Annotated in this window: 20 protein-coding genes; 17 read left to right on the top strand and 3 right to left on the bottom strand. The window is 62.0% G+C overall.

Annotated elements, in window-relative coordinates; genetic code table 11:
- Positions 1–98: 98 nt before the first annotated feature.
- A complete protein-coding gene (locus tag AC07E3_RS14460; protein ID WP_478362859.1) occupies positions 99–1,058 on the bottom strand; it encodes a LysR family transcriptional regulator in 960 nt (319 codons plus the stop codon).
- A gap of 157 nt (positions 1,059–1,215) precedes the next feature.
- Here AC07E3_RS14460 and AC07E3_RS14455 point away from each other — a divergent pair, with 157 nt between their 5' ends.
- The 5 genes from AC07E3_RS14455 to AC07E3_RS14435 are packed head-to-tail and all read left to right on the top strand — an operon-like array spanning position 1,216 to position 5,518.
- Positions 1,216–1,995 (top strand): 5-oxoprolinase subunit PxpA, encoded by a 780-nt coding sequence (locus AC07E3_RS14455; protein ID WP_478362851.1) that lies wholly within the window; start codon positions 1,216–1,218, stop codon positions 1,993–1,995.
- 27 nt (positions 1,996–2,022) lie between these two features.
- A complete protein-coding gene (locus AC07E3_RS14450) occupies positions 2,023–2,265 on the top strand; it encodes an acetyl-CoA carboxylase (RefSeq protein WP_336068795.1) in 243 nt (80 codons plus the stop codon).
- 4 nt (positions 2,266–2,269) lie between these two features.
- Positions 2,270–3,679: an acetyl-CoA carboxylase biotin carboxylase subunit gene (locus AC07E3_RS14445; protein ID WP_478362848.1), complete on the top strand. Its 1,410-nt coding sequence runs from the start codon at positions 2,270–2,272 to the stop codon at positions 3,677–3,679.
- A complete protein-coding gene (locus AC07E3_RS14440; protein WP_336068803.1) occupies positions 3,679–4,554 on the top strand; it encodes a 5-oxoprolinase subunit B family protein in 876 nt (291 codons plus the stop codon). The genes AC07E3_RS14445 and AC07E3_RS14440 overlap by 1 nt, the downstream gene beginning before the upstream one ends.
- Positions 4,544–5,518, top strand: a complete 975-nt coding sequence (locus AC07E3_RS14435; RefSeq protein WP_478362846.1) for a 5-oxoprolinase subunit C family protein — start codon at positions 4,544–4,546, stop codon at positions 5,516–5,518. The genes AC07E3_RS14440 and AC07E3_RS14435 overlap by 11 nt, the downstream gene beginning before the upstream one ends.
- 99 nt (positions 5,519–5,617) lie before the next feature.
- Here AC07E3_RS14435 and AC07E3_RS14430 read toward each other — a convergent pair whose 3' ends face one another.
- Positions 5,618–6,631, bottom strand: a complete 1,014-nt coding sequence (locus AC07E3_RS14430; protein ID WP_478362844.1) for a GntR family transcriptional regulator — start codon at positions 6,629–6,631, stop codon at positions 5,618–5,620.
- Between the two features lie 465 nt (positions 6,632–7,096).
- Here AC07E3_RS14430 and AC07E3_RS14425 point away from each other — a divergent pair, with 465 nt between their 5' ends.
- The 12 genes from AC07E3_RS14425 (at position 7,097) to AC07E3_RS14370 (ending at position 18,580) form a co-directional block, all read left to right on the top strand.
- Complete coding sequence (locus AC07E3_RS14425) at positions 7,097–8,185, top strand: ABC transporter ATP-binding protein (protein WP_478362843.1); 1,089 nt, start codon at positions 7,097–7,099, stop codon at positions 8,183–8,185.
- Positions 8,185–9,117 (top strand): ABC transporter permease, encoded by a 933-nt coding sequence (locus AC07E3_RS14420; RefSeq protein ID WP_088941521.1) that lies wholly within the window; start codon positions 8,185–8,187, stop codon positions 9,115–9,117. The genes AC07E3_RS14425 and AC07E3_RS14420 overlap by 1 nt, the downstream gene beginning before the upstream one ends.
- A 2-nt stretch (positions 9,118–9,119) precedes the next feature.
- Entirely contained in the window at positions 9,120–9,965 is an 846-nt protein-coding gene (locus AC07E3_RS14415; RefSeq protein WP_478362842.1) for an ABC transporter permease, read from the top strand.
- Entirely contained in the window at positions 9,962–10,708 is a 747-nt protein-coding gene (locus AC07E3_RS14410) for an SDR family NAD(P)-dependent oxidoreductase (RefSeq protein ID WP_336068818.1), read from the top strand. Before AC07E3_RS14415 ends, AC07E3_RS14410 begins: the two co-directional genes overlap by 4 nt.
- Before the next feature lie 20 nt (positions 10,709–10,728).
- Complete coding sequence (locus AC07E3_RS14405; protein WP_478362839.1) at positions 10,729–11,502, top strand: SDR family NAD(P)-dependent oxidoreductase; 774 nt, start codon at positions 10,729–10,731, stop codon at positions 11,500–11,502.
- Positions 11,503–11,550: 48 nt separating this feature from the next.
- On the top strand, positions 11,551–12,765 hold the full coding sequence (locus AC07E3_RS14400; RefSeq protein WP_374730098.1) for an ABC transporter substrate-binding protein: 1,215 nt from the start codon (positions 11,551–11,553) through the stop codon (positions 12,763–12,765).
- Positions 12,766–12,842: 77 nt separating this feature from the next.
- Positions 12,843–13,931 (top strand): ABC transporter ATP-binding protein, encoded by a 1,089-nt coding sequence (locus AC07E3_RS14395; protein ID WP_336068826.1) that lies wholly within the window; start codon positions 12,843–12,845, stop codon positions 13,929–13,931.
- 52 nt (positions 13,932–13,983) lie between these two features.
- The gene (locus AC07E3_RS14390) at positions 13,984–14,865 is read left to right on the top strand and encodes a polysaccharide deacetylase family protein (RefSeq protein ID WP_065815952.1); all 882 of its coding nucleotides are present in this window, start codon (positions 13,984–13,986) and stop codon (positions 14,863–14,865) included.
- Between the two features lie 46 nt (positions 14,866–14,911).
- Complete coding sequence (locus AC07E3_RS14385) at positions 14,912–15,250, top strand: hypothetical protein (RefSeq protein ID WP_025029273.1); 339 nt, start codon at positions 14,912–14,914, stop codon at positions 15,248–15,250.
- Positions 15,247–16,332 carry a CobW family GTP-binding protein gene (locus tag AC07E3_RS14380; RefSeq protein WP_478362836.1) on the top strand — a complete coding sequence of 362 codons (1,086 nt, stop codon included), beginning with the start codon at positions 15,247–15,249 and terminating at the stop codon, positions 16,330–16,332. The genes AC07E3_RS14385 and AC07E3_RS14380 overlap by 4 nt, the downstream gene beginning before the upstream one ends.
- Before the next feature lie 9 nt (positions 16,333–16,341).
- Complete coding sequence (locus tag AC07E3_RS14375; RefSeq protein WP_336068832.1) at positions 16,342–17,583, top strand: ABC transporter substrate-binding protein; 1,242 nt, start codon at positions 16,342–16,344, stop codon at positions 17,581–17,583.
- 1 nt (position 17,584) lies between these two features.
- Entirely contained in the window at positions 17,585–18,580 is a 996-nt protein-coding gene (locus AC07E3_RS14370; RefSeq protein ID WP_478362833.1) for an asparaginase, read from the top strand.
- 261 nt (positions 18,581–18,841) lie between these two features.
- On the opposite strand, the gene capA is transcribed toward AC07E3_RS14370, so the two are convergent.
- Positions 18,842–20,920 (bottom strand): caprolactamase subunit alpha, encoded by a 2,079-nt coding sequence (capA, locus tag AC07E3_RS14365; RefSeq protein ID WP_478362831.1) that lies wholly within the window; start codon positions 20,918–20,920, stop codon positions 18,842–18,844.
- Positions 20,921–20,932 lie beyond the last annotated feature (12 nt).

The following is a 20,932-nucleotide window of genomic DNA, read 5'->3' as shown; positions in this document are numbered from 1 at the left end:
CGCCGCAGCAAAATCGCAAAGCCCCGCACTCAGTGTAACCCGGCAGGAATCCACTTAAATTCCGCGGGGCGCTGTCCAAACAACCGGAGCCAGCTCTACTATCCCGCTCCATCCGTCTTTGCCGGATGTGGGTGCGCGGCAGGTGAGGTGTCTGTGCGCATTTGCGGAATGTGGAAGGCCTGCCGGAAATAGGCGCGGAATGCCTCCATGGCTTTGTTGAAGCGGGCATGGCGAGCCCATGCCAACCCTACATTCATGGCTGGAATCGGCTCCTGAAGGACGATGGTTTCCAGTCTCTGTCCTTCCAGTGACCAGGGACGGTAGACCATGTCGGACAGGATGGCGACACCCTGTCCGCTTGCAACCATGGAACGCACCGCCTCGACGGAAGAGGTGCGTAGCTTGACGTTCGGACTGTAGTGGGATGTGCTCCAGTAGCTCAGCGACGTGTTGGCCGCCTCGTCTACGGTGAGCATGATGTAGGGCTCGCGGGCCACATCGGCGAGGCCGACCCTGGCCTTCTTGAGAAAGGGGTGGCGTGAGGGGACCCACAGCCGCCGTGTTGAGCTCATCATGGTCTCGCTGGCGATCTGCGGATCGCGCACATTCGAGGTCAAAAGCACCGCGATGTCGTATCGCTCGTCGAGCAAACCTTCCTCGATCGCTTCCCGGTTTACTTCATGCAACTGAATGTCGAGGCCGGGAAAAGCGCGTTGCAGTCGCTGCAGATGGTCGGGCAGAAAATATCCGATCACCGTATAGGTCGCGGCGACCACGAGCCTTCCCTCCACATTGCCCGAAGGGACCGTCAGATGCGTTGCCTCATGCACTTTCTGCAGGATTTCATAGGCATGGAAGAGGAATTCCCGTCCGGCCGGCGTAAGCTCCATGCCACTGCTCGAACGCTCGAAAAGTTGCAGATTCACCGTGCGCTCCAGCTCGCGGATCGCCGTGGTGACGGCCGATTGCGAAATGGAAAGCTCCACCGCAGCCTGCGATATCTGGCCGAGTTCGGCGGTTGCCACAAAGTAGCGGATTTGCCGTAGGCTTATGGGCATGGCCGGTCCCTTCGCATCCATGTCTTCTGTTTTTTTGATATTACAGCATCTGAAAATAGAAATTCCAATCTCTCGATTGTTTTCCTAGGCTGCCTGCGAGTGGAACATCAGTCCGCAGAGAACCGAAAAGGTCGCGGGCGAAAACGGGGAGCGTCGCATGGCCGTTGAGGCAATCGACATCAATTGCGATATGGGCGAAGGCTTCGGTGCGTGGCAACTGCGTGAGACCGATGACGAAGCCCTGATCAAGCTCATCAGTTCCGCAAACATCGCGACAGGCTTTCATGCCGGCGACCCAAGCCTCATGGACCGCACTGTGCGCATGGCTGCCGAGCATGGTGTCGGTGTCGGTGCGCATCCCGGCTATCGCGATCTGCAGGGGTTCGGCCGCCGCCGCATCGATGGCAGCACCGCCGAACTGGTCAACGATATCGTCTATCAGGTCGGCGCGATCCGCGAATTCGCCAAGCGCCATGGCGCGCATCTGCAGCATGTGAAGCCGCACGGCGCGCTTTACATGGAACTCGCCAGCAATGCGGAATTCTCCGATGCCTTCGTGCGCTACATGCGCGCCGTCCAGCCCGAGACCGCCATATTCTGCATGGGCGTTTCGGCGACCTACGAGATCGCGAAAGCCGCCGGCCAGCCGGTGATCCGCGAATTCTATGCCGATCGCGACTATGGCGATGACGGCGCTATCGTTTTCACCCGCCGTGTTGGCAGGCTCGATCCTGAAGCCGTCGCAGAAAAGGTGGTCAAGGCCTGCCTGAACGGTACGGTGACGACCGTTACCGGCAAGGAAGTCGATGTCCAGTTCGAATCCATCTGTTTCCATTCCGATACGCTGGGTTCGAAGGAAATTGTCGAGGCGATGCGCCGCCGGTTGAAGGAAAACGGTGTCAGGGTCGTCCCGGTGTCGAAATTGCTCGGCCGATAGCGCCGGGAAAAAGAAAGGGGAATGCCGATGAGCAAGGTCGAAATCAGGGCGCCGATGCCCGGGGTCTTCTACCGCAAGCCCTCTCCGGATAGCCCGCCTTTCAAGGTCGATGGCGATGATGTCACAGTCGGTGACGTCGTGGGCCTGATCGAAGTCATGAAGAGCTTCCATGAGGTTTCCGCGATGGAAGGTGGAAAGTCCGTCCGCTTTCTGCTCGAGGATGCCGATGCGGTGATGGCCGGTCAGGTCATTGCCGAGATCGAGGTCTGAGGCGATGGCGATAGGCTCCCTCCTCATTGCCAACCGGGGCGAGATTGCGGTGCGCATCATCCGTGCGGCCCGCTTGCTCGGCATTCGCACGGTACAGGCACACAGCGCGGCTGATGCGGACTCTCTGGCCGTGCGCATGGCCGATGAGGCGGTCCTGATCGGGCCGCCACCAGCCGCCAAATCCTATCTGGATATCGGAGCCGTCATGAAGGCGGCGCGTGAAACCGGCGTCGATGCAGTTCATCCTGGCTACGGGTTCCTGGCAGAGAATGCGGATTTCGCCGACGCCGTCGTTTCAGCAGGCATGATTTTCGTTGGCCCCGACGCCTCGGCAATCCGTCTCCTGGGCGACAAGGTGGCCGCACGCAGGGTGGCGCGCGAGGCGGGCGTGCCGACCGTTCCCGGTAGCGAAGGGCGTATCGCCGGCATTGAAGAGGCGCGCGCCCTGGTCGGGGAGATCGGCTTTCCGGTCATGATCAAGGCCGCGGCGGGCGGCGGCGGCCGGGGTATCCGCATCGTGCGCGATTTCGACGAGTTCGAAAAACAGTTCCCCCAGGCCGCGTCCGAGGCGCAGGCCGCCTTTGGCGATGGCGGTCTCTACATCGAGAAGGTGATTGAGAATGCCCGCCACATCGAGGTGCAGATATTGGGCGACGGTCAGAACGTCATCCACTGTTTCGAGCGGGAATGTTCGCTCCAGCGCCGCCGCCAGAAAGTGTGGGAGGAAGCGCCGGCTTTCGGCCTGTCACCCTCAGTGCGCGAAGCGCTCACGGCGAGCGCCGTCGCGCTCGCCCGTTCTGTCGGCTATCGCGGCGCCGGCACGGTGGAATATCTCTATGACGCGGATTCGGGGACCTTCTATTTCATCGAGGTCAACACCCGCATCCAGGTCGAGCATCCCGTGACGGAGATGATCACCGGCATCGATCTCGTTGCCGAGATGATCCGCATTGCCGGCGGCGAAAAACTGTCGATCCCGCAGGAGGCGGTGCGCATTTCGGGCCACGCCATCGAATGCCGTATCAACGCGGAGGATCCGACCCAGAATTTCATGCCCTCGCCGGGGCAGGTCACCGCCCTCGTGGAGCCGGAAGGCGAAGGCGTTCGTTTCGACACCATGCTCTATGACGGCTACTGGGTGCCGCCATTCTACGATTCCCTGCTCGGTAAGATGATCGTGCACGGCGCTGACCGCAAGGACGCAATCGCCCGCATGGAGGCGGCCTTGAAGGCGCTCACCATCGGCGGCATCAGGACGACGGTTCCCCTGCATCTGGCGATAGCTGCGAACCCGGATGTGGCCGCCGGTGCCATCCACACGAAATATCTGGAAGGGTGGCTTGCCGATGCCCCCTTGAGCGCCTCCCTGAGCACCTCCTCGAGTCCCGCCGCCAGCCAAACGGAGAACGCCTGATGAAGCCCCGCTATACATTCGGCGGTGACGAGCACCTGTTCGTCGAGGTCGAGGAGGAAATGTCGCTCGATGCCTTCTTCAAGAGCCTCTCGATGACACGCATCATCGCCGAGCGCGCTATCGAAGGGGTGACCGAAATCTGCCCGGCCAATGCCTCTTTTCAGGTGAAATTCGATCCCGATGTGGTTGCCCCGGAGGCGCTTCTGGAAGAAGTCCGCTCCATCGAGGCCGAGGCGGGCAACGCAGATCCCGTGCTGCAGACGCGGCTCATCGAAATCCCCGTCTTCTACCAGGACCCCTGGACCCATGAGACGCTGATGCGGTTCCGCGAGCGCCATCAGGATCCGCAGGGAACGGACCTCGAATATGCGGCGCGCATCAATGGCTATTCCAGTGTGGAGGCCTTCATTGCCGCTCATTCGGGCTCGCCATGGTTCGTGTCCATGGTCGGCTTCGTGGCCGGGCTGCCGTTCATGTATCAGATGGTCGAGCGCGAGCGGCAGATCCAGGTGCCCAAATATCTGCGTCCGCGCACGGATACCCCAAAACTCACTGTCGGTTACGGCGGCTGTTTTTCCTGCATCTATTCGGTGCGCGGTGCCGGCGGGTACCAGATGTTCGGCATCACGCCGATGCCGATCTTCGATCCCGACCAGAAGACCAATTATCTGGAAGACTTCATGGTCTTCTTCCGGCCGGGCGATATCGTGAAGTTCAAACCCATCGACAGGGTCGAATATGACCGCACCGTCGAAGCTGTCGCGAAGAATGCCTTCAAGCCGAAAATCCGTGAAGTGGAGTTCGACCTGCGGGCCTTCAACGCGGACATCAAGGGATACAACGCGCGGCTGGAGGGCATGATCAATGGCGATTAAGGTTCTCAATCCGGGGCTGCTGACCAGCGTGCAGGATCTCGGCCGTCCCGGCTATTTCCATCTGGGCATTCCCGTGTCGGGGGCGATGGATCGCTATGCCATGCGCGCTGCCAATCTTCTCGTCGGCAATGAAGAAAGCGCTGCCGGGCTGGAGGCCGTGTTTGTCGGGCCGCAACTGGCATTCACAGAGGACGCGGTGATTGCCGTTACCGGCGCCGACATGCCCGTCAGGATCGACGGTGAGATTCAGCCGGGCTGGACAGCCCTGCCGGTGAAGGCCGGGCAGGTTCTGAGCTTCGACTTCCTGACCGCCGGCGCCCGCATCTATATCGCCGTTGCAGGCGGTATCGACGTGCCGGTGGCGCTGGGCAGCCGGTCGACCTATCCCATCGGCGCATTGGGCGGTTTCAAGGGACGCGCCATTGCCAGAGACGATGAGCTGCCGGTCGGTCGTCCTCCAGCCCGTGCAGTCTCCGGCCGCAGCGTTCCCGATGACCTGCGCCGGGCAAATCCGGTTCCGGTCGAGCTTCGCATCCTCCCCGGCCTTTACGACCACCGCGTCACGAAGGCTTCGCTTGACCGCTTCTTCGACGAGGAATGGAAGGTGGCGCCCGAGGCCGACCGCATGGGCTATCGCTTCCGCGGCGGCACGCCGCTCGAATTCAATGAGCGCGAACAGCCCTTCGGCGCCGGCTCCGACCCCTCGAACATTGTCGATAGCTGCTATCCCTATGGTTCGGTGCAGGTGCCTGGCGGTACGGAGCCGATCATCCTGCACCGCGATGCGGTGTCCGGCGGGGGCTATTTCATGATCGGCACGGTGATTTCGGCGGATATGGACCTTATAGGGCAGCTGCAGCCCAACACACCAGCCCGTTTTCGCCGGGTCACGATGGAACAGGCGCTTGAGGCCCGGCACGCATGTGCCGCAATGCTCGACCGTTTGAGGAAGGCCTTGCAATAGGCAGTCAGGGGCCGGTGGGCTGCAAGCGCATCGGCTTCCGGAAGGAGCCTCAGGCTCAGCAGTGCCTGGCAGGACTTGGCGCGGGTCGCGAGCCGCGCCTCAGACAGCGATGAGATAGGGCGCAAGATGTCCCGGCTGGGGCAGGACGGCGACGATCTTCAATTGCGCGATCGTGCGGTCGCGCGACTTGGAGAGGTGATTCTCGAGAAGCTCGGCCGCGCTCTGCGTCGCTCCGACGATGAGCAGTTCGCCGATCATCCGGATTTCGCGGATCGACAGGGCATCGCCCGCAAGTCCGAGACTGAAGAGCGCTTTCTGCGAGGCCTGCAGTGTCTTGCGATTGTTGGCGATCAGCCGACGCAGATCGCGATTGGGAGTGGAAAGAATGGCCAGATCGATAAAGGCATTGACGAGCCTGAACCACTTGTCGGCTTTGATGAGACCACCTGCACGCTCGGTTTCCTCCATCTGCCGGCACAGGTTCTCGAGCGCGATCTTGTCGATAAACTGGGCTGCCGAGCGCAGCGCCGCGACTTCCAGAATGATGCGAAGCTCGAACTTGTCCTTGATGGATTGCGCCGTCAGCGGCCCGACAAGCCATCGCGAAGTCGAGCTTTTGGTGACGAGACCGCGCTCTTGCAAGCGCCCTAGAACGTCGCGGATCACTGTGCGGCTGACATCGAAATATGCCGCCAGGTCGTTTTCGACGATCCGGTACTGTCCGAAGACCAGACAGGAGGAAACATCGCTCTCCACCTGATCGTAAATGCGCTTCCAGTTTGGCCTGTTGAGGGATTCGTCGTGAGCTTCTTCTACCGAAAGATCGAGTGTCTTGATGTCCTTGCGTATCGGTGCGGCATCCGTATCGCATGCCCCGACCAGATAGCCCCGTCCATCGAAGCGGCTGACTGCGCCTTCTTCTTCCAGAAGCGCCAGGGCCCGCTTCACCGAGCTGCGCGAAATTTTCAAAACCTCCGCAATCGGGCCTTCCAGAAGCACAAGTCCGGGCTCCAGGACGCCCGACCTGATGTTGGCGCGTATGGTTTCGGCCGCGGAAAGATAGAGCGGTGTTCGGCTGTTGGCGGGGGCAGGGATCATGTCGGTCTGGCTCATTGGGGGCTGCCCCGGTTGTGGCGCGTCTTGTCCCGCGCTTCAATCGTAAAAAAACAGGCTGAAAACAATTCGAGCATACAAAGATCAATTTTTGTGCGGTCGCGTGGCGCATTTTCGGATGTGACGGGACGAAAGCGCGCAGTTTCACGGGGTTGCGCGCTGTACCGCAATGCGCTGGGTGACAACAATTTGCGCACTGTCGCACAAAGACAGGCGCCCCTTTTCCTCCCTAGTCTTGATGTCGGGAACATAGAGAAAACGCCGAAAAGGCCTGGAGGATGCCCGTATGAAGCGTGGCACAATGTGCATGCTTGGGCTGAAAACCCCGGAAAACAAAGACGTGCAGTCGCGCGGCAACGCCGCTCGAAAAGAAATTTCTTGAGCCCGCTTGCGCGCTTGAGAAAAAATGTGCTTGTATACATAATCATTTTTTGATGATGACACATCCTTAGTCTGGAGGGAAGCGTGCTTTCGCTGAGTTCTATCACCAAGCGCTACGGAGACGTCACCGCTCTCGACCGTCTGAGCGTCAACGTCCCCGATGATTCCTATGTCTCGCTGCTTGGTGCGAGCGGCAGCGGCAAAACCACTCTGCTGCGCGTGATCGCGGGCTTTGAGGAGCCGGATGGTGGAAAGGTCATCTATGACGGCCATCGCCTCGATGGCGTTGCGCCGCACCGGCGCGGCATCGGTTTCGTTTTCCAGAACTTCGCACTGTTCCCGCATTTGAGCGTGGCCGACAACGTGGCTTTCGGTCTGCGTTACCGCGAGGAGGGCCCTGTAACCGATCCGTCGGAACTGAAGGCGCGGGTCGCCGACGCCATCCGGCTGGTGGGGCTTGAAGGTCTTGAGGCGCGCAAGGTCACGGCGATTTCGGGCGGCCAGCGCCAGCGTGTGGCGCTGGCGCGCACGCTCGTCACCGAACCCCGCTTCGTGCTGCTCGACGAACCGCTTGGCGCACTCGACGCCAATCTGCGCGAACGCATGTGCGATGAGCTGCGTGCGATCCGAGCGCGCCTGAAGGTGACTTTTCTGCACGTCACCGGCAGCGAGACCGAGGCGCTTCTCATGGGCGACGTCGTGGCTGTTCTATCCGCAGGTTCCATTGCCCAGGTCGGGCCGGCATCCTCCCTCTTTGCCCTGCCGAAAAGCGCCGACGTTGCGCGTCACCTGAACGCCTACAACGTGCTTTCCGGTCGCATGGTGAAAGGCGGCTTCGAAGGCGCGGGCGCGCGGTTTGCGCTGCCCGGCAAGCAGGTCGCAAGCGATGGCGCGCCGATCGAAGTGGCGCTGCGTTTCGATCGCATTTCCGTGCATCCGGCCGCTGCAACTGCCGCTCAAACCGCCGGAGAGGCGGCAATCCGCGCGCGCTTTATCGCAAGCGAATTCACGGGTGCGTCGGTTCTTTCCTTCTTCCGGTTGGAGGACGGCACCCTGCTTCAGGTCGTCGCTCACCTGAGCGGCCCCGCACCGCAGGCTTTCACGAAGGATGAACTCTATGAGCTCTCCTTCAATCCGCAAGACGTCATCCCATTCATCGAGAGGGCCGCATAATGGAAATTGCCGGCGAGCAGATACGCGGCGCGGCTTCCGCCATGGGCGAGGACAACGGCGTGTCGCCAGCCGAACGCCGTGGCCGCCAGGAACGCCGCACGGCGCTGATGCTTATCAGCCCGGGCGTTCTCTGGATGGCCCTGTTCATGGTTCTGCCCATGATCATGGTCGTCTACGTATCGTTCTGGACGCAGACCACCTTCACGGTCGAACCCAAGCTCACAACCGACAGCTGGGTGCGCTTCCTGACCAGTTCCACCTATCTGGCGTCCACCTGGACCACGGTGCGCATCTGGGGGATCGTGCTCCTGTCGACCCTGCTGATCGGGTATCCGGTGGCGCTGTTCATCGGCCTGATGGTGCGCAACCAGACGCTTCAGACGGCGCTTCTCGTCATCTGCGTCATCCCCTTCTGGACCTCGTTCCTGATCCGCGTCATCGCCTGGCGCCCGATGCTGGGCACCGAGGGCGCTATCAACATGATCCTCATGAAGCTCGGCATCATAGATACGCCGCTGACCTCGCTGCTCTTCTCCGAATTCGCGGTGCTCATCGGCATGACGCAGATTTACTGCGTCTTCATGGTGGGGCCGATCACCTTCATGCTGAGCCGCATCGAGCCGAGCATCATTGAGGCTGCGCGCGATCTGGGCGCCGGTTTCGGGCGCATCTTTTTCAAGATCATTCTGCCTCTGTCACTGCCTGGCGTGATCGTCGGCGCGATCTTCGTGTCCGTCATGGTGCTGGGCGAGTTCGCTACCGCCGCCTCGCTGTCCGGCCGCAAGGTCAATCTCTTAGGCAACATCATCGTGTCGCAGGTCGGCTCGCTGAAATGGGCCTTCGCGTCGGTCGCCGGCGTCATTCTCACCGTCATCATCGCCGTTGTGATCACCGCGCTCTTGCGGGTCGTCAACCTCAGGAAGGAGATGTAGCCATGGAAGCACGCGCTCTCAAACCCGTGCTCGGCGTCTATTGCGCCGTCTTCATCCTCTTCCTCTACGGGCCGATGATCATTCTGGCGATCCTGTCCTTTCAGGGGTCGGGAGGCGGCCCGCAGTTCCCGATCATCGAATGGTCGACCTATTGGTACCAGCATCTGCTTGGCATGACGCCGCCCGGGCGCATCTCGCGTCTGCCCATCGGCGACAGCCTTCTGCGGTCGCTGACACTCGCACTGATGACGACGGTCGTCTCCACCGTGCTCGGCGTCATTACCGCACAGGGCTTCCGCGCCCGCTTCAAGGCATCCGGGGTTGTGTTCTACCTCGTGATCCTGGGCATGATTGTGCCGGGCGTGCTTGTCGGCCTCGGCATGGCGTTGCTCACCAACATGCTGGGCATCGACCGCAGTTGGTGGGGCACGGCCTTCGTCCTCCATGTTGTCTACACGTTCCCATTTGCCTTCCTGGTGATGCTTGCGATCTTCAATCGCTTCGACCGCAGCGTAGAGGAAGCTTCGCTTTCGCTTGGCGTGTCGCCGGTGCAGACCTTCCGGCGGGTCACGTTTCCGATGATCTTCCCGGGCGTTCTGTCAGCGATGCTGTTCTCCTTCACGCTTTCCTATGATGAGTTCTCGCGCACGCTCTTCACCTCCGGCCGCGATCTGACCCTGCCGCTGACGATTTATGGAACCTTCTCGGTCGAGATCTATCCGAATATCTTCGCCTTCGGCGTTCTCACGACACTCTTCTCCTTCACGCTCCTGCTCATCTACGCGCTGCTGATGCTTAGAGCGGTTCGCTCCGCCCAGTCCTTCAAGGGACAGGAGGAGGCCGAATGAGCACCGCTCCGAAAAAGGTCGCGCTGATCACCGGCGCGGGGTCGGGTATCGGAGCGGCCATCGCCGAACGTCTGGCGCGGGAAGGCTACCGCGTCGCGGTCAACGACCTGTCGGTCGAGGCAAGTGCCCGCACGGCCGATGCGATCAACGCCGCAGCCGGCGAGGCGGCTCCCTTCGCCGCGGATGTCTCGAGTGAGGATGCCGTCCACGAGATGATCGGCGCTGTCGTGGCTCATTTCGGGCCTGTCGATCTGCTCGTCAACAATGCCGGCCACGGCCATCAGGCGGCGTTCACGGAAATTTCGCTCGCCGAGTTCGAGCGCATGTTCGCCGTTCATGTGCGTGGCAGTTTCCTGATGATGCGTGCGGTTCTGCCTTCCATGCTCGAGCGCGGGGAGGGCGTTATCGTCAATGTCGCCTCGCAGCTAGGGCAGGTCGGCGGGGTCGAGCTCGTTCACTATGCGGGCGCCAAGGGCGCGATCATCGCCATGACGAAGTCGCTCGCCCGCGAGGTGAGCGCGCGGGGCGTACGCGTCAATGCCATCGCGCCCGGCCCCATCAACACGCCGCTGGTCGAAGCGCTCTCATCCGACTGGAAAAAGGCCAAGGCCGCCGAACTGCCGCTCGGGCGTTTCGGCGAGCCGGCGGAAGTCGCTGGTGCCGTGGCATTTCTCGCCTCGCCGGACGGGGCTCTGTTCGTCGGTCAGACGCTGGGTCCGAATTCCGGCGACGTGATGCTTTGAAGACTGGAGAACACCACGCCATGGCCACAACGAAACCCAGAAAACGCGTTGTCCTCGTCACTGGAGGCGGCATCGGCATTGGTCGTGCCACCTGCGAGGCTTTTGCCCGTGCGGGCGACCATGTGGTGGTGACGGATGTCCTGGAAAAAGAGGGCAGGGTGCTTGCCGAAAAGATTGTCGGCGACGGCTGGTCGGCAGAGTTCGCACCGCTCGATGTCTGCTCGACGCAAGCTGCCGATGCGCTGGTCGCACGTCTCAACGAGGAGCATGGTCATATCGATGTGATCGTGGCGAATGCCGGCATTGCCCATCGAGTGCCGCTTGGCGAATTGAGCGACGAGAAGTGGGACCAGACCTTCGATATCGATCTGAAGGGCATGCTGCGCGTCATTCGCCCGGCTGTGCCCGCCATGCGCGAGGCGGGCGCGGGGGCGATTGTCTGCCTCTCCTCCATCATGGGCGTCGCCTATGGCTGGGATGAGCATGTGCATTACTCTGCCGCCAAATCCGGCGTGGTGGGGCTTGTACGCGGTCTTGCGGTGGAACTCGCCGCGCAGGGCATCCGCGTCAATGGCGTTGCGCCGGGCTATATCCGTACCGCGCAGCTTCTCTCCGAAAAGCACTCCCTTGGGCCTGAGGGCGCCGAGAAGGCGTCTGCCTTCATCCCCATGGGCCGGTTGGGCGAACCGGAAGACATCGCCGACGTCATCCATTTCCTGGCTTCGCCTGCGGCACGCTACCTCACGGGGCAGGTGCTGACGGTGGATGGCGGCCTGCTCGTGGGCCGTTACTGAAAATACTGGGCAAACAAAAATGGGAACTGAAAAATGAAAAGACACCCGATGCTGAACAGACGCACAATGTTAAAGGGAGGCGCTGGCGCCGCGGCTCTGGCGATGGGCGGCCTTTCACCGTTCCTGCGCTCGCAGGCCGCTTTTGCGCAATCGCTGGCCGACCAGCAGCTCCGCACGATAGGCCTGTCGGTTACCGTGCAGGACCGCATTCTCGACATGTTCAAATCCGAGAGCGGGGTTGGGTCCGTTTCAGGAACCGCCTCCACTTTCCCCGACAGCCAGACGCGCATCCTCTCGGGCGCCGGCGACTACGACTGCTGGGAAGTGATCGCCGAGCGTTTGCCGGCCATCATCGCCACGAACAATGTGGAACCGATCCCGACGGCTGAAATCCCGAACTGGAATTCCATCCGCGATACCTTCACCAAGGAGAGCGACAAGTGGGAGCGCCGCGCACAGATCGTCGGTCAGATCTGGGCCGACGACGAGCAGACCAAGCTCTACATGGTACCGGCGGTCTATAACTACGATTCCATCGGCTACAATCCGGACGTGGTCAGCGAAGAGGAAGCCAACAGCTGGACGGCGCTCTTCGACGACAAATGGCGCGGCCGTTCAGGCCTAAACGTCGATCCGCTGATCGCTATCGGCCAGGCCATCATCGCCATGAACACGCTTGGCGAACTTGAAGCCAAGAATCCGGGCAACCCGACGGTCGAGGAGATCGACGAGGCGACCGCCTTCCTGATTTCAAAGAAGAAGGCGGGTCAGTTCCGCGCCCTGTGGGGCGATTTCGGAGAACTGGTCAACCTGATGGCCTCGGGCGAAATGGTTGTCTCCGATGCCTGGCAGCCGGCGGTCATGGCGGTGAAGGCGCAGGGCCGTCCCGCCAAATATGCGACACCGAAGGAAGGCACGCGCGGCTGGACGATCGGCCCATCGCTCATTGCCGGTTCGCAGAACCGCGAGGCGGTGATCGCCTACGCCAATTTCTGGCTCTCCGGCCCGCCGGCCATCGCGGTCACGGAGCAGGGTTACTATTCGCCGAGCACCAACATCAAGAATGTGATGGACCCGGACAAATACGCCTTCTGGTACGAGGGCAAGCCCTGGGTCGGCGCGCCCGAACGCGGCATCAACGAAGGCGATCTGCGCGATGGCGGGTCGCTGGAGGAGCGTGCGGCCAACGTGGCTTACTGGCACCAGTGGCCGGACGAATACGACCACCTGATCCAGCGCTGGGACGAATTCCTGAACGCCTGACGTGAAACCGCCGCGCCGGAACGCCCCTGGCTGTTCCGGCGCGGCAAACCCCCGCGGCAAGAGCATCGGACTGAGGCATGAACGATCTTGAACTCATAGGCGTCGGCAAGACCTATCCGGACGGCACCGTTGCCGTGTCAGACTTTGATCTGGCGGTGCAGCCGGGCGAATTTGTCGCCTTTCTTGGCCCTTCGGGCTGCGGCAAGTCCACGACGCTGCGCATGATCGCCGGCTTCGAGGATATTTCGAACGGCGACATCCTCATCAAGGGAAAGAATGTTTCGGCCATACCGCCGGAAAAGCGTCCCACCTCGATGATCTTCCAGAATTATGCGCTCTTCCCGCATATGACAGTGCGCCAGAACATCGGTTTCGGGCTGGATGTGAAAGGGCTCTCTTCGGGAGAGAAGAAGGCCAAGGTCGACCGCATCATGGAGATGTTCGGCCTCAGCGACTTCGCCGACCGCAAGGCCGACAGGCTCTCGGGTGGCCAGCGCCAGCGGATCGCGCTTGCCCGCGGCCTCGTGGTCGAGCCGGACATCCTGCTGCTCGACGAGCCGCTGGGCGCGCTGGATGCAAATCTGCGCCGTGTTATCCAGAACGAATTGAAGCTGCTGCAGCGCGAACTGGGCATCACATTCGTCTTCGTCACGCATGCGCAATCCGAAGCGCTCGGCCTGTCGGACCGCATCGTCGTCATGAACAGGGGACGCGTTGAGCAGATCGGCACGCCGCATAAGGTCTACGCTTCGCCCGCCACCGAATTCGTCGCGCGCTTCATCGGCTCCAACGCCATCATCGAGGGATCGAACCTGTCGTTTGATGGGGATGCAGCCTTTGTCGATACCGTCTTCGGCCGCATGCATGGCCGCCGTTCGCAATCGCTTGCACCTGGCGCTGCCGCACTGGTGGCGATCCCCGCCGAGGCGATGCGAATACAGCCGGCTAATTCTTCTGCCGCAGAGGGCGAAAACAGGCTGTATGGCACGGTCTCCATGAAGCACGCCGTCGGCAGTGTCGGCCATTTCAAGGTCGATCTCGATGGCCGGCAGAGTGTCGACGTACAGACCGGTACCGACAATGAGGCCCTGATGCGGCTCGCCATAGGCGATGCCGTCATCGTCGATTGTCCCTCCGACCGCGTGACGCTGGTCGCCCGGGGCTGAAACAGAAGGGGTCGTCCGGCCCCGCAGAAACCGCAACAAGGGAGATTTGAAAATGGCAAAAGAGATTCTGGTCGGCTTCGGCATCGATGTCGACGCCGTCGCGGGCTGGCTCGGTTCCTACGGCGGCGAGGATTCTCCCGACGATATTTCGCGCGGAATGTTTGCCGGCGAAGTCGGTTCGCCGCGCCTGTTGAAGCTATTCGACCGCCTGGGTCTGCGCACCACCTGGTTCATCCCCGGCCACTCCGTGGAAACCTTCCCCGAACAGATGAAGGCTGTGGCCGATGCGGGCCACGAGATCGGCATCCATGGCTATAGCCATGAAAATCCGATCGCCATGACACCGGAGCAGGAAGAAGAGGTGCTCGACAAGGCAATCGACCTCATCACCAGCCTCTCGGGCAAGCGCCCGACCGGCTACGTGGCGCCCTGGTGGGAGTTCTCGAACGTCACCAACGAGCTCCTCCTCAAGAAGGGCATCAAATACGACCACTCGCTGATGCACAACGATTTCACGCCCTACTATGTGCGGGTCGGCGACAAGTGGACGAAGATCGATTATTCCGCCAGGCCCTCGGACTGGATGAAGCCGCTCGAACGTGGAGCGGAGACGGACCTGATCGAGATTCCGGCCAACTGGTATCTCGATGACCTTCCGCCCATGATGTTCATCAAGAAGTCGCCGAACAGCCACGGCTTCGTGAATCCTCGCCATCTGGAGGAGATGTGGCGCGATCAGTTCGACTGGGTTTACCGCGAAATGGACTATGCGGTCTTCCCCATCACCATCCATCCGGATGTTTCGGGCCGCCCGCAGGTGCTCCTGATGCTGGAACGCCTCTACGAGCACATGAAGTCGCATGAGGGTGTCCGCTTCGTGACGATGGACGAGATGGCGGATGATTTCGCCAAGCGCAATCCGCGTAAAAAATAGGCGGGCCGGGGCGGTTCGCCGCCCCGTTCCTTCCGGGAGGAAACCCATGTGTTCTCTGTGCGGCGTTCTTGGATGCGACGATCACTGGACCAGCGCCATCGCGCGACCCGGGATCTATACGCGCAATACCGACCGGCTCGCTCGCCGGCGCGAGGCCGCCAACCGCATCAGGCTTGCCAATGCGCTGCTTGAGCCCAGTCGGCTGAAGATCGCCGAATGGCAAGGCGCGTCCTATGTGCTGTCGAGCCCGACGGGCCGGACCCAGGTTTTCGAGAGCCTCGCCCATCTGTGGCCAGAGGTCGAGGCCATGACTGCGCGCGCGCTCGATCCGCTCGACCCCGATTTTCTGGAACGGCTGAAACAGCGCATCGAGGCAGCGCCATGACCGCTGAACCGCGCTCGGCCAATCTGACACCCGTCAACTTTCTCACCGGCTTTCTGGGTTCGGGCAAGACGACGCTGCTCCAGCGCCTCCTTGCCGATCCAGCCATGGCGAATGCCGCCGTGCTGATCAACGAGTTCGGCGAGGTGGGCCTCGATCATCATCTGCTTGACCGCATCGATGACAATGTCGTTCTGCTCAAATCGGGTTGCCTGTGCTGCACGGTGCGCGGCGAAGTCGCCGATGCGCTGCAAAAGCTCGATTCCCAGCGCGGCCGGGGTGAAATTCCCTGGTTCGACCGCGTGGTCATTGAGACGACGGGACTGGCCGATCCGTTTCCCGCGCTCTCCACCATCCAGTCGCACCCGGTTCTGCGCAGTCATTTCGCAATCGCAAATGTCGTGGTCACGGTGGATGCGGTGAACGGTTCCCGCCAGATCGACGAACGGCTGGAGGCCGTGCGGCAGGTGGGAGCGGCGGATGTGATCGTCATCACCAAAACCGATATGGGCGAGGCGACCGATACCGACGCATTGCTGGAAAAACTGAACCGGCTCAATCCATCCGCGCGCCGGGTGATCGCGCAGGAGGCGAGTGCCGACGATTTTCTCGTCGATGCTTCAGCCGAACGCAGCGAGGAATGGCTGAGCGAGGCGCTTTCTCTCTCCGAAGAATCCGCAGCACCCGTTCATCATCACCATCATGAGGAAGAGGGGAATCATGGCCACGCCCATTCCTCCGTGCGCTCCTTTTCCATGGTGATCGAGGAGCGGATCGACTGGACCGGCTTCGGCATGTGGCTGACCATGCTGCTCAATCGCCATGGCGACCGGGTCTTCCGCGTCAAGGGCATCCTTGATATCGAAGGGGAGGAGCGTCCGGTTGCGATTCACGGCGTGCAGCGTCTGGTCCACCCGCCGGTTCATATGTCCGCCTGGCCGGATCGTCGCCGCCAGTCACGCATCGTGTTCATCGTCGACGGGCTGGACCCGGCGCGCATCGAAGAGTCGTTTCATGTATTCAATCGCCTGTCGGAAAAGGTGCTTGCTCAGGGTGGCACGCTCCCCCTTCGCAGGGCGAGTTAGGGGCCGCGCGTGACTAGGCCGGCTGCTCCTTCAGTGCATGTGCGCAAGCCCCAGCCGCTCCGCGTCCTGTGCACGGAGATCACCCCCTATCGCCAGCTTCAGGAGCGTGCCGAGAGCGACCTCGGGTTCGAACTGATCTTCGAGCAGCATGATTTCGTGACCGCGCAGCGCATTGCCGCGACCGAGCCTGAGCGCTACGACGTCTACGATCAGTGCTTCCACAACCTCGATATCGTCTGGCACTGGCGCGCGGTTCAGAAGATCGATCTCGAGCGTATCGAGCTCTGGAGCGAGGTCAACGATCTTACCAAGAAGGGCTGCATCAATGCGTCGGCGCCGCTCGGCTTAGGCGATGCGCCCGTCACGCGGCTTTATGTGCAACAGGACAATTCGCTCTCTTCCGCCCCGTCGCCGCATATCTCCATGCTGCCGACGGTGCACAATTTCGATTCCTTCGGTGTGAACGAGACGGCTACCGGCGTCGATGTCGATTCGGAGGTGCGATCCTGGGCCGAGCTTCTGCATCCGCGTTGGAAAGGCCATGTCGCCATCGTCGATGAGCCGGCAATCGGCATTTTCGATATCGCGCTTGCCGCGCGCGCGGCCAACCGCATGAGCTTCAAGGACCTGGGCAATATGAGCGTCGATGAGATCGATCAACTCATCGATCTTGCCCTGTCGCTGAAGCGCAAGGGACATTTCACCTCCTTCTGGCGCACCACGCAGGAAGCCACCTTGATGATGGAGCGGGGTGATGTCTGGATCGCAAGCATGTGGTCGCCGAGCGCGGTGCAGCTCAAGAGCCGGCATTTGCGCACCCGCCAGGCGGTGCCGGTCGAGGGCTATCGCGCCTGGCACGGCGGCCTTTGTCTCGCGCGCCATCTGGAAGGTCACCGGCTCGACCAGGGGTATGCCTATCTCAACTGGTTCATTTCCGGCTGGGCAGGCGCCGTGGTTGCCCGGCAGGGCTATTATATGCCCGTGCCCGAGCGGGTTCGCGAGCATCTGAAGCCCGAGGAGTGGGATTACTGGTATGACGGCAAGGAGGCGCGCAGCTCCCTGTGCGGTCCGGACGGCAACACGGCCATCCTGCCCGGCGCTTCCCGCTCCGGCGGCTCCTACTGGAACCGCGCTTCGCATATCGCGCTCTGGAACACCACGATGGACGAACACAATTATCTGGTTCGTCGCTGGGCCGAGCTGGTGAAAGAACCGACCGAACGAAACGGATTTCTGCGGAACGCGTCCTGACATGAGCAACATCAGACTGATCACCACGGGGGGCACCATCGCCTCCAGCCGCAAGGAAGGCTCCGACCGGGTCGTCGCAAATGTCAGCGGCGCGGAACTGAAGTCGCGCCTGCACGACCCCCTCGAAGGTATCGGGATCACTGTCGACGATTTCTGCTCGGTCGGCAGTTTTGCGTTCGACCTGCCGCTGGCGTTTGCGCTGGCCAAGCACATCGACGAGGCGCTGGCTTCGGACGATTGCGACGGTGTTGTCGTCACCCACGGAACCGATACGATGGAGGAAAGCTGCTACATGGCCGACCTCATCGTCGGCAGTGACAAGCCGGTGGTCTTCACCGGTGCACAGCGCCATGCGGGCGATCCCGATACGGATGGGCCGCGCAACATTGCCGAAGCCGTGCGCGTTGCAGCCTCTCCTGCGGCGCGCGGGATCGGCGCCATGATCGTCTTCGAGCAGGACATTCATGCCGGCCGCGATGTGACCAAGGCGCACACGTCCAGGGTCGATACCTTCCGCTCCAGTTCCTATGGCAAGCTGGGCGAGGTGGATGGTGAGAATGTCTTCATCTACCGCCGCCCCGCGCAACGTTTCCACGCGAAGGTAGAACGCATTGTGCCGGAGGTGGAACTGATGAAGCTCGCCATGGGCTCCTCGCCGGCCTTTCTGAATTTTGCCGTAGAACAGGGCGCGCGCGCCATCGTCGTGGAGGCGTTCGGGCGCGGCAATGCGCCGACCGGTTTTGCCGAGGCGATAGCCTCCATCGTCGAGAGCGGCATCCCCGTCATCATCGCCTCGCGTTGTCACGAGGGGCGCACCCGACCCATCTATGGCGGCGGCAGCGGCGGCAAGGACCTGGCCGATGCCGGCGTGATCTTCTCCGGCGATCTCAGCGGCCTGAAAGCCCGCATCCTGGCGTCGGTCCTGTTGGGGCGCGGTGCGGGGCTCGAGGACTTCCGCCGCGAATTCGAGAACGCGGCGGGTGGGCATTCGGGCTGAGCCACACCTTTTGCCCGAGGTGCCCGGCGCCCTTCGCACCCCACGGCACCGGAGAGCAACGCCCCTCATCCTCACCTTCTCCCCGCATGCGGGGAGAAGGGGGCCTCGGCGTTTGCGCACCGCTCCACCCACCTCACCAACTAGAAGCTCGGAATTGGCGACGGCTTCCTTCTCCCCGCATGCGGGGAGAAGGTCCCGGCAGGGGGATGAGGGGCGGGCGCCCCCTATCGCTTCATCCTTTCGCGGAAACGCTGCTCCGCCCTATCGCTTGGCCGAGATCACGTAGGAGCCGCTTTCGTGCAGCTCCGCCGTCCAGCCGGGTTCCACCACGATCGTCGTCGTCACCTCCTCAATGATGGCCGGCCCCTCGATACGGTCCCCGGCGCCGAGCTTGCGCCCGTCATAAACCGGGGTGCGGGTATGCTCCCCCTCGCGCGAGAAGATTGCCATGCGGGTGCCCTTGAGTGCGCCGTCCGCTCCGCCGCCTGAGGAAAGGCGGGCGTCGCTGGGCTTGTCGACGATGCCGTAGAGCGTGCTCTCGATGTTCACCACCTCGACCGTATTCTTCGGTTCGCTGTAGGTGTAGAGCTGCTCGTGCCGGCGATGGAAGGCGTCCTTCAACCGTTCGACGGTCTGCGCGTCGATGTCGAATGTTTCCACATCCACCGTGCATTCATGCACCTGTCCCACATAGCGCATTTCGAGGCTGCGCGTGATGCGGATGCGGTCATCGGAAAAACCGTCCTTGTGGAGGTGCTCGCGACCTTCCTGTTCGATCTGGCGGAAAAGGGCGTTCACCCGCTCATAGGCCTCCGCATTGTCGAGGCGCACGGGGCAGGTGGCCATGTGATTGTATTTCACATCGGAGATAATCTGCCCGAAGGCACACAGGCCTGAGGCGAGCTTCGGCACGATGATGCGGTCGATACCCATCTCGCGTGCAATGGCCGTGATATGGGCACCGGTCGCCCCGCCGGCGCAAACCAGCACAAAGTCGCGCGGATCGTAGCCGCGTTCGATGGAGACGCGGCGGATGCCGTTGACCATGTTGGCGTTGACGATGGTGAACATGCCATAGGCGGCCTTCTCCAGGCTGAGCCCGAGTGGTTCGGCGATCCTGCTGCGGATGGCATTCTCTGCCTTGGTTTTGTCGAGCGGCAGCCGCCCGCCGACGAGCCCGTCCGGATTGAGATAGCCGAGCACCAGGTTCACATCCGTCGTGGTCGGCTCTACCCCGCCCCGCCCGTAGCAGGCGGGTCCCGGGTCGGAACCGGCACTCTGCGGCCCCATCTGCAGGAGGCCCATATCGTCGATCCAGCCGATGGAGCCGCCGCCGGCTCCCAGCGTTTCCACCTGGATCATCGGAACCCCGATCCGGTAGCGCAGGAAGTCGATGTTCTTGTTGAGGTTGGTGACGCCCTCATAGGTCAGCGTGATGTCGAACGAAGTGCCCCCCATGTCGACAGTGATGACGTTCTTCTCGTCGAACGGCTCTGTCACATGCAGGCCGGCGCGCGGCGCGGAGGCTGGACCCGAATTGATGGCATAGACTGAACGGTCGGCCACCACATCGCCCGTGGCGAGCCCTCCATTGGACTGGAAATAGCGCACCGGCGCCCTGGCGCCGAGCGAACGGAAATAGGCGTCGACCGCAGTGACGTAGTTTTTCAGGATCGGCGCCAGATAGGCATTGGTGATGGCCGTGGAGGTGCGGGTGTACTCGCGTACCTGCGGATAGAGTTCCGAGCCGATGGTGACGAGCGCATCGGGCATCATCTCGCGTACGATCTCCGCTGCCCGCCTTTCATGATCCGGGTGGAGCACCGACCAGACGAAGGAGATCGCGACCGTCTCGATCCCTTCTTCGATGAAGGCCCGGCAGGCCGCCCGCACATCTTCCTCTTCCATGGGCGTGCGCACAGTGCCGTTCGACAGGACGCGTTCGCGCACGCCCTTGCGCAGATTGCGCGGCACCAGCATAACCGCCGGCGGATATTCCGCGTCATAGCGATACCCGTCTTCCTTGTGGCCGTTGCGGATCTCGATGGAATCCTCGTGTCCCGCCGTGCAGATCAGCCCGGTGCGCGCGCCCTTGTGCTGGATCAGCGCGTTGAGGCCGACTGTCGTGCCGTTGATGCACAGGTCGCAATTGGGGATGATCTCCTCCAGCGCCACATCCAGATCCTCGGCGATCAGCGCCAGCCCGTTGCGGATGGCAAGCGTCGGGTCTGCGGGCGTGGAAAGCGTCTTGTAGAGCCGGCTTCCGCCAGCCTGTTCCGCCAGAACGAAATCGGTGAAGGTGCCGCCGGCGTCGATGCCGAGCCTGTATTTGCTGTTCATGGTCTTGTCCTT

Source organism: Nitratireductor lacus, from assembly GCF_056431025.1.
This window is presented reverse-complemented; position numbering and strand designations above follow the sequence as displayed.